Origin of the sequence: Agromyces kandeliae (assembly GCF_009674665.1) — a bacterium.
GTDB classification, from domain to species: domain Bacteria; phylum Actinomycetota; class Actinomycetes; order Actinomycetales; family Microbacteriaceae; genus Agromyces; species Agromyces kandeliae.
The window spans coordinates 14679-26906 of record NZ_WKJD01000012.1; the positions used below are offsets into that span (position 1 = coordinate 14679).

At 72.3% G+C, this 12228-nt stretch carries 14 protein-coding genes; 9 read left to right on the forward strand and 5 right to left on the reverse strand.

What is annotated here, in order from left to right:
- The first annotated feature begins 16 nt into the window (after positions 1–16).
- Positions 17–1444, forward strand: coding sequence for an argininosuccinate synthase (gene argG / locus GJR97_RS07155; RefSeq protein WP_154345826.1), 1428 nt, complete (start codon positions 17–19; stop codon positions 1442–1444).
- Positions 1445–1582: 138 nt separating this feature from the next.
- Positions 1583–3058 carry a cardiolipin synthase gene (cls, locus tag GJR97_RS07160; protein WP_324613259.1) on the forward strand — a complete coding sequence of 492 codons (1476 nt, stop codon included), beginning with the start codon at positions 1583–1585 and terminating at the stop codon, positions 3056–3058.
- Between the two features lie 28 nt (positions 3059–3086).
- Here the strand turns inward: cls and GJR97_RS07165 are convergent, their stop codons facing one another.
- From GJR97_RS07165 to GJR97_RS07175, 3 genes are all read right to left on the reverse strand, one after another.
- A complete protein-coding gene (locus tag GJR97_RS07165; protein ID WP_154345827.1) occupies positions 3087–3455 on the reverse strand; it encodes a DUF4440 domain-containing protein in 369 nt (122 codons plus the stop codon).
- Positions 3456–3564: 109 nt separating this feature from the next.
- Positions 3565–4197 (reverse strand): TetR/AcrR family transcriptional regulator, encoded by a 633-nt coding sequence (locus GJR97_RS07170; protein WP_154345828.1) that lies wholly within the window; start codon positions 4195–4197, stop codon positions 3565–3567.
- Between the two features lie 47 nt (positions 4198–4244).
- Complete coding sequence (locus GJR97_RS07175; protein WP_154346201.1) at positions 4245–4856, reverse strand: TrmH family RNA methyltransferase; 612 nt, start codon at positions 4854–4856, stop codon at positions 4245–4247.
- A 171-nt stretch (positions 4857–5027) separates the two neighbouring features.
- On the opposite strand from GJR97_RS07175, the gene GJR97_RS07180 reads away from it, so the two are divergent.
- The 7 genes from GJR97_RS07180 (at position 5028) to GJR97_RS07210 (ending at position 11284) form a co-directional block, all read left to right on the forward strand.
- A complete protein-coding gene (locus GJR97_RS07180) occupies positions 5028–5945 on the forward strand; it encodes a metal ABC transporter substrate-binding protein (RefSeq protein ID WP_154345829.1) in 918 nt (305 codons plus the stop codon).
- On the forward strand, positions 5942–6730 hold the full coding sequence (locus GJR97_RS07185; RefSeq protein WP_154345830.1) for a metal ABC transporter ATP-binding protein: 789 nt from the start codon (positions 5942–5944) through the stop codon (positions 6728–6730). The genes GJR97_RS07180 and GJR97_RS07185 overlap by 4 nt, the downstream gene beginning before the upstream one ends.
- A 1-nt stretch (position 6731) precedes the next feature.
- Complete coding sequence (locus tag GJR97_RS07190; protein WP_154345831.1) at positions 6732–7628, forward strand: metal ABC transporter permease; 897 nt, start codon at positions 6732–6734, stop codon at positions 7626–7628.
- Between the two features lie 33 nt (positions 7629–7661).
- Complete coding sequence (locus GJR97_RS07195) at positions 7662–8321, forward strand: metal-dependent transcriptional regulator (RefSeq protein WP_154345832.1); 660 nt, start codon at positions 7662–7664, stop codon at positions 8319–8321.
- A 52-nt stretch (positions 8322–8373) separates the two neighbouring features.
- Positions 8374–10017, forward strand: coding sequence for an FAD-dependent oxidoreductase (locus GJR97_RS07200; protein ID WP_154345833.1), 1644 nt, complete (start codon positions 8374–8376; stop codon positions 10015–10017).
- On the forward strand, positions 10014–10409 hold the full coding sequence (locus GJR97_RS07205; protein WP_154345834.1) for a UBP-type zinc finger domain-containing protein: 396 nt from the start codon (positions 10014–10016) through the stop codon (positions 10407–10409). Before GJR97_RS07200 ends, GJR97_RS07205 begins: the two co-directional genes overlap by 4 nt.
- A gap of 77 nt (positions 10410–10486) precedes the next feature.
- Entirely contained in the window at positions 10487–11284 is a 798-nt protein-coding gene (locus tag GJR97_RS07210; protein WP_154345835.1) for an HAD-IIA family hydrolase, read from the forward strand.
- Positions 11285–11288: 4 nt separating this feature from the next.
- On the opposite strand, the gene GJR97_RS07215 is transcribed toward GJR97_RS07210, so the two are convergent.
- Both GJR97_RS07215 and GJR97_RS07220 read right to left on the reverse strand, forming a co-directional pair.
- Positions 11289–11996: an NUDIX hydrolase gene (locus GJR97_RS07215; protein ID WP_407643581.1), complete on the reverse strand. Its 708-nt coding sequence runs from the start codon at positions 11994–11996 to the stop codon at positions 11289–11291.
- A 28-nt stretch (positions 11997–12024) separates the two neighbouring features.
- Positions 12025–12228: a hypothetical protein gene (locus GJR97_RS07220; RefSeq protein WP_154345836.1), complete on the reverse strand. Its 204-nt coding sequence runs from the start codon at positions 12226–12228 to the stop codon at positions 12025–12027.

Consider the following 12228-nt stretch of genomic DNA (forward strand, 5'->3'; position numbering starts at 1 on the left):
AAGTAGGCTTGACGGCATGTCGAAAGTCCTCTCGAGCCTTCCCGTCGGCGAGCGCGTCGGCATCGCCTTCTCCGGGGGTCTCGACACCTCCGTGGCGGTCGCCTGGATGCGCGAGAAGGGCGCCGTGCCCTGCACGTACACCGCCGACCTCGGCCAGCCCGACGAGCCCGACGTCGAGGCCGTTCCCGGCCGGGCGGTCGAGTACGGCGCCGAGATCAGCCGACTCGTCGACGTGAAGACCGCGCTCGTCGAGGAAGGCCTCGTCGCGCTGCAGTGCGGTGCGTTCCACATCCGCTCGGGCGGGAAGACGTACTTCAACACCACGCCCCTCGGACGCGCGGTCACGGGCACCATGCTCGTGCGCGCCATGATGGAGGACGGCGTCGACATCTGGGGCGACGGCTCCACCTACAAGGGCAACGACATCGAGCGGTTCTACCGCTACGGCCTCATGGCCAACCCCCGGCTGCGCATCTACAAGCCCTGGCTCGACAGCGCGTTCGTCACCGAGCTCGGCGGACGCAAGGAGATGAGCGAGTGGATGCAGGCCCGTGACCTGCCCTACCGCGCCTCCGTCGAGAAGGCGTACTCGACCGACGCCAACATCTGGGGTGCCACGCACGAGGCGAAGAAGCTCGAGGACCTCGACGCGGGGGTCACGATCGTCGAGCCGATCATGGGCGTCCGCTTCTGGGACGAGGCCGTCGCGATCCCGACCGAGGACGTCTCGGTCCGCTACGACCAGGGCCGCCCGGTCGCGCTCAACGGCGTCGAGTTCGACGACCCGGTCGAGCTCGTGCTCGAGGCGAACCGCATCGGCGGACGCCACGGCCTCGGCATGAGCGACCAGATCGAGAACCGCATCATCGAGGCGAAGTCCCGCGGCATCTACGAGGCGCCGGGCATGGCGCTGCTGCACATCACCTACGAGCGGCTCCTCAACGCCGTGCACAACGAGGACACCGTCGCGAACTACCACAACGAGGGCCGCCGCCTCGGGCGTCTCATGTACGAGGGCCGCTGGCTCGACCCGCAGTCCCTCATGCTGCGCGAGTCCATCCAGCGCTGGGTCGGCTCGGCCGTGACCGGCGAGGTCACGCTCCGCCTCCGCCGCGGCGACGACTACACGATCCTGAACACCACGGGCCCCGCGCTCAGCTACCACCCCGACAAGCTCTCGATGGAGCGCGTGGGCGACCAGGCGTTCGGCCCCGAGGACCGAATCGGCCAGCTGACCATGCGCAACCTCGACATCGCCGACTCGCGTGCGCGCCTCGAGCAGTACGCGACGCTCGGCATCGTCGGCGGCGCGACCGCGCAGCTCGTCGGCGAGATCGCGGCGGGGCAGGCCGCGCAGATCGCGGCGGGCGAGGTCGAGACCGCGCTCGACGCCGCGACGGATGCCGCGAACGAGGCGGCCGCGTTCGACCTCGGCACCGACTGAGGTCGCCCGACCCTCGCGCGCACGCCCGATCGGGTGGGATACTCGGGCGACATCCGCTGCCCCGCGCCGGGGCCGCGTGATCGCGACCGCTCGGGAGGCTGCGATGGACGACCGATTCGACCGACGGGGTGGCCGGGCGTGAGCGGCGGGGAGTGGTCGGCGCTCATCGGCGGCATCGTGATCGTCGCCGACTGGGTGATCCGCATCGCGGCGCTCATCATCATCCCCCGGGAGCGGAAGCCGACGGCGGCGATGGCGTGGCTGCTTGCCATCTTCCTGATCCCCTTCATCGGCATCCTGCTCTACCTCCTCATCGGCAACATCCGCCTGCCGAAGCGACGGATGGAGCGCCAGGAGGAGGCCGACCGCATGATCGCGGAGCGGACCGCGAACGTCGACCTCGTCGCCGACCACGACGCCTGGCCGGCGTGGTTCGACTCGGCGGTCGCGCAGAACACCCGGCTGACCGGCCTCCCCGCGACGTCCGGCAACCGCGCGACCCTCATCGACGACTACCAGGGCTCGATCGACGCGATGGCGGCGGACATCGCGACCGCGACGCGCTTCGTGCACGTCGAGTTCTTCATCGTCGCGCTCGACGACACGACCCGGGGCTTCTTCGCGGCCATGGAGGACGCGGTGCGGCGCGGCGTGACGGTCCGGCTGCTCATGGACCACATCTCCTCGGCGAAGGTGCCGGTCCACAAGGAGACGATCGCCGAGCTCGACCGGATCGGGGTCGAGTGGCACTACCTGCTCCCGGTGCGGCCGTTCAAGGGCGAGTGGCAGCGGCCCGACCTGCGCAACCACCGCAAGATCGTGGTCGTCGACGGCCTGGTCGGGCACATGGGGTCGCAGAACCTCATCGACCGCAGCTACGACTCGCCGAAGAACCTCAAACGCGGCCTGAAGTGGCAGGAGCTGGTCGCCCGGGTCACCGGTCCGGCCGTGGTCGAGCTCAACGCGGTCTTCCGCTCCGACTGGTTCGCGGAGACGGGCGTCGTGCTCGGCGACGAGGCCAACACCCGGGTGGAGGAACTGGCGATCGACACCTCGCCCGAGGCGCTCGATTGCCAGGTGGTCCCGAGCGGTCCGGCGTTCGAGGCCGAGAACAACCTCCGCCAGTTCCTCACGCTCGTGAATTCGGCCCAGGAGCGCGTCATCATCACCAGCCCCTACTTCGTGCCCGACGAGGCGATGCTGTACGCGATCACGTCCGCGCGGCTGCGGGGGCTCGACGTCGAGCTGTTCGTCTCGGAGATCGGCGATCAGGGCGGGGTCTGGCACGCCCAGCGCTCGTACTACCGCGCCCTGCTGACCGCCGGCGTGCGGATCTGGCTGTACCCGGGCCCGTTCATCCTGCACGCGAAGCACCTGTCGATCGACGAGGACGTCGCGGTGATCGGCTCGAGCAACATGGACATCCGGTCGTTCGCGCTGAACTTCGAGGTCACGATGCTCGTGCGCGGGGCGTCGTTCGTGGCCGGCATGCGCGACGTCGAGGCGCGCTATCGAGAGCTCGGCCGCGAGCTCACGCTCGAGGAGTGGAACCGCCAGCCCGCATCCGCGACCTTCCTCGACGGCATCGCGCGGCTCACCTCGGCGCTGCAGTAGGTCGTCGCCGATGCCGTGACGGATGCCGCTACGCCGGCGTCTGCTGGTGCGCGGCCACGTGCCACGCGCCGTCGGCGTAGAGGTAGGTCGTCGACATCCTGAGGTCGGCGACGTCGTCGCCGCGCCGCGCGACCGCTCGGTAGGCGAGGATGCCGGCGCGGTCGCCGAGTCGGACGATCGCCGGCTCGCGGATCTCGTAGGCGTCCCACGGCGGGGCGCTCCGGAATGCGGCGATGACGTCGTCGCGGCCGAGGACCGCGCCCTCGACGATCATGAGCGCGTCACGGGTCATGGCGCGGGCGTAGTGCTCGCCGCCGTGGCCGTCGAGGATGGCGCGCCATCCGGCGTGCTCCTCGTGCAGGAGTCGGGCGGGCAGATCGTCGGTGATCTCGGTCATGGCAGCCACGCTACGCCCACATCCGCTCGCGGCGCTCGGAGATCGCGGAACGCGCCGCGGCGAGCACGGCTCCGTCCGCGTGTGCGGCGCCGCGGAGCGCCGCGATCGGTCAGTGCGTGACGGCCCAGCGGCTCCGGTCCGGCGTGGCGCGCGAGCGGACGAGCATGCCCGGCTCGAGCCCGAGCCGCTCCTCGGCGGTACGGAAGGCGATGCGGTCGGACTCCTCCTCGTCGATGAGTCCGAGCGCGTGGTGCTGCACGGCGAGGCCGTCGATGAGGGCCGTGAGCGTGCGTGCGTCGGCGTCCGGGTCCGCGCTCGTGCCGTCGCCGGCGGCGACGATGCGACGGATGATCCCCGCCAGGCGCAGGTCCGACTCGCGGTGGTGGCGCGTGAGCGAGGCGTGCAGCTCCGGGTTGCGCGGTGCCTCGCTCCACGCGTCGATCCAGACGAAGTAGTGGTCGCGCGGGGTCGTCGAGAGCCAGTCGGCGAGCGCGGGGATCGGCTCGAGCCGCGTCGCGAGTTCCTCGTCCTCGGCGGCCTCGGCGAGCACGGCCGCGTCGAACGCCGCGGCGACGAGCTGCTCGCGCGTGGCGAAGTAGTGGCGGATGAGGCCGTGGACGACCCCCACCTCGGCGGCGACGTCGCGGAGGGTGACGCGCGCGAAGCCGTCGCGGGCGACCAGGCGGAGCGTCGCGGCGATGATCTGCTCGCGGCGCTCGGCGGGGTCCAGTCGGGTGGCCATCCTCCGATGGTAGGCCGCTCTTGTCCGCGCGGCCAATCACTCCCGCGTCACGGGCGTGCGTGCCGCCTCGCCCATTCGTGCATGACGATCGCCGCCGCCGCGCTCGCGTTGATGGATCGGGTCGACCCGTACTGCGTGATCTCGACCACGCGATCGGCGGCGGCCAGCGCCTCCTCGCTCAGGCCGGGACCCTCCTGCCCGAAGAGCAGCATGCACCGCTCCGGCAGCTCCACGAGATCGACGGGCTGCGAGCCCTCGACGTTGTCGACGGCGATGATCGGCAGCCCCTCGGCCTCCGCCCACGCGGTGAAGTCGGAGACGTCCGGATGGTGCATGAGGTGCTGGTACCGATCGGTGACCATCGCCCCGCGTCGGTTCCACCGGCGACGGCCGATGATGTGCACGGTCTCGGCGGCGAAGGCGTTCGCCGTCCGCACGATGGAGCCGATGTTGAGGTCGTGCTGCCAGTTCTCGATCGCGACGTGGAAGGGGTGCCGCCGGGTGTCGAGGTCTGCGACGATCGCCTCCAGCGACCAGTAGCGGTAGCGGTCCACGACGTTCCGGCGGTCGCCGTGCTCGAGCAGTTCGGGGTCGTAGCGCGGATCGTCGGGCCAGGCCGCGCGACCGCCGGCCCAGGGGCCGACCCCGTGCAGCGGCAGTTGGGGCTCCTCGCGCGGCGCCTCGTCGTCCGCGCCGGGCGCGCCGGGCGCGGCAGCGCCATCCGCTCGCTCTTCGACCACGCGACCACGCTAGCCGCAGGCGCACCCGAGCGCCGTGGCGCGTGAGCCCGAGGTGCTTTCGGGTCACCGAAAAGACGCTACGATTTCGGTATGCCGAAACGTGTCGCCGTCGCCACGACCCTGACCGCCGCCGCCCTCGCGCTGAGCGGGTGCTCCGGCCTGCCGGCGAACGGCGAGGACGACGGTCGACCCGTCGTGCTCACGACGTTCACGGTGCTCGCCGACATCGCCGACGAGGTGGCCGGCGGCCACCTGCGCGTCGAGTCCATCACCAAGGTCGGCGCCGAGATCCACGGCTACGAGCCGACGCCCGGCGACCTGCGACGCGCATCCCGGGCCGACCTCATCCTCGACAACGGGCTGAACCTCGAGGCGTGGTTCGAACGGTTCGTCGCAGACCTCGACGTGCCGCACGTGGTCGTCAGCGAGGGCGTCGAGGTCATGTCGATCGCCGACGGCGAGGCCGAGGGCCTGCCCAATCCCCACGCCTGGATGTCGGCGCTCAACACCCAGGTCTACGTCGACAACATGGTCGACGCCTTCTCCGAGCTCGACCCCGCGCACGCGGCGGACTTCGCCGCCAACGGCGAGGCCTACCGGGCGGAGCTCCAGACCGTGCACGACGAGATGATCGCCGAGCTCTCGGCGCTGCCGCCGAACGAGCGCGCGCTCGTGACCTGCGAGGGCGCCTTCTCCTACCTCGCACGAGACGCCGGACTCACCGAGCAATACCTCTGGGCCGTGAACGCCGAGCAGCAGGCGACGCCGCAGCAGGTCGCCGCGACGATCGAGTTCATCGACGACCAGGGCGTCCCCGCGGTGTTCTGCGAGTCGACCGTCTCCGACGAGGCCATGCAGCAGGTGGTCGAGGCGACGGATGCCGCGTTCGGCGGCGTCCTCTACGTGGACTCGCTCTCGGAGCCCGACGGCCCGGTGCCCACCTACCTCGACCTGCTCCGCCACGACGCGGACGTCATCACCGAGGCGCTCACCGGGGGCGCGCGATGAGCGGCCCCGCGACATCCGCCCGCCGCCCGGAGACGGGCGAGGCCGCGCTCGACGTGCACGGGATCACCGTGCACTACGGCGACGTGCTCGCACTCGACGACGTGAGCCTGACGCTCCGCCGCGGCACGATCTGCGGACTCGTCGGCATGAACGGCTCCGGCAAGTCGACGCTCTTCAAGGCGATCATGGGCAACGTCCGCCCCGACCGCGGGACCGTCTCGATCGGCGGGAGGCCGCCGCGCCAGGCGCGGAGGGCGGGCGTCGTCGGCTACGTGCCGCAGAGCGAGGACGTCGACTGGTCGTTCCCACTCAGCGTGCACGACGTCGTGATGATGGGCCGGTACGGGTTCCAGGGGTTCACGAGGCGGCCCCGGCGCGCCGACCGCGAGGCCGTCGCCGAGGCGCTCGATCGCGTCGAGCTCGCCGACCTGGCCGACCGCCGCATCGGCGCGCTCTCCGGCGGGCAGCGCAAGCGCGCCTTCGTCGCCCGCGGCCTCGCGCAGGGGGCCGACCTGCTCCTGCTCGACGAGCCGTTCGCGGGCGTCGACAAGCGCAGCGAGGCGACCATCACCGACCTGCTGCGCGAGCTCGCGGACGGTGGCGCGACCGTGCTCGTGTCCTCCCACGACCTCGAGGCGCTGCCCCGCCTCGCCGACGAGGCGATCCTCCTCCTGCGACGCGTGCTGCTCCACGGCACGCCGGCCGAGGCGCTGCAGCCGGAGCAGCTCGCCCGCGCGTTCGGGCTCGACCTCGCGACGCGACGACCGACCGACGGAGGCGACTGAGATGCTGCTCGACCTGCTGCTCGAGCCGCTCGGCTACGACTTCATGCAGCGCGCCTTCCTCGTCACGATCACCGCCGCGATCGTGTGCGGCGTGCTCAGCTGCTGGCTCGTGCTCATCGGGTGGTCGCTCATGGGCGACGCGGTCTCGCACGCGGTCCTGCCCGGCGTCGTGATCGCCTACCTGCTGGGCACGCCCTTCGCGGTCGGCGCGCTCGTGTTCGGCCTCGGGGCGGTCGCGCTGATCTTCCTCGTCCGCTCGACGAGCCGCGTCAAGGAGGACGCCGCGATCGGCGTCGTGTTCACGACGCTCTTCGCGCTCGGCCTGGTGCTCATCTCGGTCGTGCCGAGCCAGACCGACCTCGGGCACATCCTGTTCGGCAACCTGCTCGGGGTGAGCGCGGCCGACCTGGTGCAGGTGCTCGTGCTCGGCGCGTTCACGCTCGTCGTCCTCGTGCTCAAGCGCCGCGACCTCACGCTGTACGCGTTCGACCCGACGCACGCCCACGCGATCGGGCTCAACCCGAAGGTCCTCGGCGCGCTGCTGCTCGGGCTCCTCGCACTCACGGTCGTGGTGGCGCTGCAGGCCGTCGGCGTCGTGCTCGTCGTCGCCATGGTCATCATCCCGGGGGCGACGGCGTACCTGCTCACCGACCGCTTCGCACGGATGCTCGTGATCTCGCCGGCCATCGCCGCGGCGTGCGCGATCATCGGCATCTACGCCAGCTACTACCTCGACGCGGCGTCCGGCGGCATGGTCGTGCTGACGATGGGGGTCGTGTTCGCGCTCGTCTACCTCTTCGCACCGCGGCACGGCGTCATCGGCCGGAGCCTGGCCGCCGCCCGCCGCCGACGGGCGAGCGCGGCGAGGACCGCCCAGGCCGAGCGCCAGCCCGCCTGACGCGCCGAGCCGACGCGGGTAGGGTTGGGGCCGATGCCCGCGACCAGCAGCCCTGCCGTCGAGGATTACCTCAAGACGATCTACGGCCACACCGAGTGGCAGCCCGACGCGATCACGCCGTCCGGGCTCGCGGCGGCGCTCGGCATCGCCCCCTCGTCCGTCACCGAGATGGTGAAGAAGATGGCCGCGCAGGGCCTCGTGCAGCACGTGCCCTACGGCGCCATCCGCCTCACCGACGACGGCCGCGCCCGGGCGCTCGCCGTGGTCCGCCGCCACCGCCTCATCGAGACCTGGCTCGTCCGCGAGATGGGCTACGCGTGGGACGAGGTGCACGACGAGGCCGAGGTGCTCGAGCACGCGGTCTCCGACCGGCTCCTCGAGGCGATCGACGCCCGGCTCGGCCGGCCCGAGCGCGATCCGCACGGCGACGCCATTCCCCGCGCCGACGGCACGCTCGTGAGCGAGCCCGCCGTGCGCCTCGACGAGGCGGCCACGGGACACGCGGGCCGGGTCATCCGCATCAGCGATCGCGACCCGGCTGTGCTTCGCGAACTCGAGACGGCCGGGGTCGGCCCGGGCAGCGAACTCCGGGTGACGGATGCCTCGGCACCCGCCGCCGTCGGCGTCGCGCTCGACGGGGTCGACCACGCCATCCCGCGCACTGCGGCGGCCGGCATCTGGATCACCGCCTGAGCAGTCGCTGAACCCCCTCCCGCACGCGCCTTCCGTCGGCGAGGATGGGGGGATGGGCGGTGCCGGCGAGAAGATCACCCCGGAACTCACTGACGCGCAGTGGTCGCGACTCAGACGCTACGGCGTGCCGCAGGACGTCGCCGAGGGCGACGTCCTCTTCGCGGCCGGCGACCGGTCGTACGACCTGATCCTCGTCGAGACCGGCGAGGTGGAGGTCGTCCGCGAGGCGCTGTGGTGGACCGAGGAGACGCAGCTCGCGCGCCTCGGCCCCCGCACGTTCGTCGGCGAGCTCGGCCTGCTGAACGGGCAGCGCGCGTTCCTCACCGCGCGCGTCATCGAGCCCGGGCGGGTGCTTCGCATCGACCACGACGCGCTGCAGAGGATGATGGCCGAGGACGACGAGCTCTGCGACCTCATGCTTCGGACGCTCTGGGCCCGCCGCGAGCTGCTCCGGCACGGCCCGGCAGCGTGGACGCTGAAGCTCGTCGGCTCCCAGTCGCAGGAATCGCAGGCCCTCCGCCGCTACGCCGAGCGGCTCGAACTCGTGCACACGTGGATCGACGTCGACGACCCCGAGCTCTCCCACGACATCTGGTCGCACGGCTACACGCGCGACGACCTGCCCGTCGCCATCGTGCAGGGCGAGATCGTCCGCAACGCCACGCCGGGCCAGGTCGCCGAGATGCTGGGACTCGCCTACGCCTCGGAGGACGACACGGAGTTCGACCTCGCGGTCGTCGGCGCCGGGCCCGCGGGCCTCGCCGCGGCGATCTACGGCGCCTCGGAGGGGCTCCGCACCGTGCTGCTCGACGCCGTCGCGCCGGGCGGCCAGTCGGCGACGACGTCGCGCATCGAGAACTACCTCGGCTTCCCGTTCGGCGTGAGCGGCGACGCGCTGACCTCGCAGGCCTCGCTCCAGGCGTTCAAGTTCGGCGTGCGCATCGCGGCGCCGTGCCCGGTCGTGAAGCTCGATGCCGAGGCCGGCGTGCACCGACTGCTGCTCGCCGACGGCGCGATCGTCCGGGCACGGGCGGTCGTGGTCACCACCGGCGTCGCGTACCGCGGCCTCCCGATCGCCCGATGGGACGAGTTCGAGGGGGCGGGCATCCACCACGCTGCGACGGCGCTCGAGGTCCGGCAGGCCTCCGGGTCCGACGTCGTGGTCGTCGGCGGCGCGAACTCGGCCGGGCAGGCCGCGCTCGCGCTGGCGCAGGGCGGATGCCGCGTGCGGCTCGTGGTGCGCTCCGGCGAGCTCGGCGACCGGATGTCGAGCTACCTCGTCGATCGGATCCGCGAGGACCCGCGCATCGACGTGCACACGGGCACGCAGGTGTCCGCGCTCGACGGCGACGAGACGCTCGCGCGCGTGACGCTCACCGGCGCCGTCGACGAGACGGTCGACTGCCGGGCGCTGTTCTGCTTCATCGGCGCGGTCCCCGCCACCGACTGGCTCGCCGACCTCGAGCGCGACGACGACGGCTTCGTCCGCACCGGTGCCGACGTGCTCGCCCTCGGCGACGCGTGGCGCACGGCGGGGCGGATGCCGCTGCCGTTCGAGACCTCGGTGCCACGCGTCTTCGCGGCCGGCGACGTGCGCCGCGGGTCGATGAAACGCGTCGCCGCCGCGGTCGGCGAGGGCTCGAGCGCGGTAGCGTCGGTCCATCGGGCGCTCGCCACGGCGGAGGTGTACGCATGAGCCACACGGAGCACGGCGACGGTCGCGGCAGCGACGCCGAGGTGACCGCCGACCCGGCGCCCGAGCTCGCGCCCGCGCCATCGGGCACGGGCTGCACCGAGTGCCTCGACCTCGGGGGCTGGTGGTGGCACCTGCGGCGCTGCGTCGAATGCGGGCACATCGGGTGCTGCGACGCCTCACCCGGGCAGCACGCGCGCCGGCACGCCGAGGAGACGGGACACGTCGTCGCGGCGTCCTTCGAACCCGGCGAGGAGTGGTTCTGGGACTACGCGGCCGAGCGCGGGGCGCGGCACGTGCCCCTCGCCCCGCCGCGCTGGCGGCCGGAGGACCAGGCCTGCCCCGGTCCGAACGGCAGCGTCCCCGAGAACTGGCAGGAACTGCTCCACCCGTGACCCCAGCCCCGTCGAGCGTCGCGCACGCGGCATCCGCCGTTCATCGCGCTGTGATGCGCGCGGCCTAGGCTGTGCCCATGGCGAAACGCGAAGAGGTCGAGGCCTGGCTCACCGACATGGACGGCGTGCTGGTGCATGAGAACCACGCCCTCCCCGGTGCGGCGGACCTGCTGCAGCAGTGGGAGGACTCCGGCACGCCCTACCTCGTGCTCACCAACAACTCCATCTTCACGGCACGCGACCTGTCCGCGCGCCTGCGCTCGTCGGGGCTGCACGTGCCGGAGCACCGCATCTGGACGTCGGCGCTCGCGACGGCGGACTTCCTCAAGCAGCAGGTGCCCGGTGGATCCGCGTTCGTCATCGGGGAGGCCGGCATCCTCACCGCGCTGCACGAGGCCGGCTTCATCATGACCGAGACCGACCCCGACTTCGTCGTCGTCGGCGAGACCCGCAACTACTCGTTCGATGCGATCACGAAGGCCATCCGGCTGATCGGCGCGGGCGCCCGGTTCATCGTGACGAACCCGGATGCCACGGGGCCGAGCGCCGACGGGCCGCTGCCCGCGACCGGCGCGATCGCCGCGCTCATCACCAAGGCGACCGGACGGGAGCCGTACGTCGTCGGCAAGCCCAACCCGATGATGTTCCGCTCGGCGCTGAACAAGATCGGCGCGCACTCCGAGCACACCGCGATGATCGGCGACCGCATGGACACCGACATCGTGGCGGGCATCGAGGCGGGGCTGCACACCGTCCTCGTGCTCACCGGCATCAGCGACCAGCGCGAGATCGAGAAGTACCCGTTCCGGCCCGACGAGATCCTCGACGGCGTGTTCGAGCTCGTCGCAAGCGAGCCCGTCGAGTCCGACCTGTAGGCGGTCAGGCGAGGTCGATCTCGCGGCGACGGTCCCACGGCTCGGTCCACGCGAGCGCCTCGAACATCACGTCGAGCACCATCGCCGTGAAGCCCCAGACCAGCCGGTCGGCGCCGCCCGACGTGACGAGGAAGCCGGGCCCGCGCCACTCCTCGCCGTCGCGGCGGAGCACCGTCGTCCGCCGGTTCTCCGGGTCGAGCAGGTCGGCGACCGGGGTCCGGAACACGGCCGACGACTCGGCGACGTCGACGGCGTGCACCGGGCTCGGCTGCGCCCACCACCCGAGCACCGGGGTCACCAGGTGGCGCGAGTAGGCGAGCGGGATGGGATCCAACTCGCCGAGCACCTCGACCCCCGTCGGGTCGAGCCCCGTCTCCTCGCGCGCCTCGCGGAGCGCCGCGGCGACGATGTCGGCGTCGCCGGGCTCCACGCGTCCGCCGGGGAACGCGATCTGCCCCGCATGGGAGCGCAGCGTGTCGGCGCGCGCGAGCAGCAGCACGTCGAGGTCGCGGGAGACGGCCGCGGCCTGCGCCTCGTGGTCGCTCGGCAGGCCGTCGAGCACGCCGAAGAGCACCAGGACCGCCGCCGCACGGGCGGCCTCGGGGTCGAGCGGCGGCCGAGCCGACCGCCAGAGCTCGCGCAGCTCCTCGTCGCCGACGAGCGCGGTCAGCTGCGTGCGCGCCGATCGGATCGCGCCGTCGCGAGAGGTCACCCGACGAGCGTAGCCCGGGTCGTCGTGGTCAGCGCGACCGGTCGTCGTCGGCCGACCCGTTCGGGGGCGGATCGGACGGCGGATCGCCGGGGGAGTCGTCGCCCGACGCCTCCGCGTCGACCTGCTCCTCGTCGCGCGGCCGGCGCGACCACCGGCTCTCGTGGAAGAAGACCTGCGTCACGATCACGAGCCCGACGATGACGATGCCGGCCACCCAGAACGTCCAGTCCAT

Coding starts and splice junctions, on each gene's coding strand:
- GJR97_RS07170 (WP_154345828.1), bottom strand. CDS start 4,197: ATGGCCACCCGACTGGACCCCGCCGAGCGCCGCGAGCAGATCATCGCC.
- GJR97_RS07205 (WP_154345834.1), top strand. CDS start 10,014: ATGAGCCACACGGAGCACGGCGACGGTCGCGGCAGCGACGCCGAGGTG.
- GJR97_RS07185 (WP_154345830.1), top strand. CDS start 5,942: ATGAGCGGCCCCGCGACATCCGCCCGCCGCCCGGAGACGGGCGAGGCC.
- GJR97_RS07200 (WP_154345833.1), top strand. CDS start 8,374: ATGGGCGGTGCCGGCGAGAAGATCACCCCGGAACTCACTGACGCGCAG.
- GJR97_RS07210 (WP_154345835.1), top strand. CDS start 10,487: ATGGCGAAACGCGAAGAGGTCGAGGCCTGGCTCACCGACATGGACGGC.
- GJR97_RS07220 (WP_154345836.1), bottom strand. CDS start 12,228: ATGGACTGGACGTTCTGGGTGGCCGGCATCGTCATCGTCGGGCTCGTG.
- GJR97_RS07180 (WP_154345829.1), top strand. CDS start 5,028: ATGCCGAAACGTGTCGCCGTCGCCACGACCCTGACCGCCGCCGCCCTC.
- GJR97_RS07195 (WP_154345832.1), top strand. CDS start 7,662: ATGCCCGCGACCAGCAGCCCTGCCGTCGAGGATTACCTCAAGACGATC.
- argG (WP_154345826.1), top strand. CDS start 17: ATGTCGAAAGTCCTCTCGAGCCTTCCCGTCGGCGAGCGCGTCGGCATC.
- GJR97_RS07165 (WP_154345827.1), bottom strand. CDS start 3,455: ATGACCGAGATCACCGACGATCTGCCCGCCCGACTCCTGCACGAGGAG.
- GJR97_RS07190 (WP_154345831.1), top strand. CDS start 6,732: ATGCTGCTCGACCTGCTGCTCGAGCCGCTCGGCTACGACTTCATGCAG.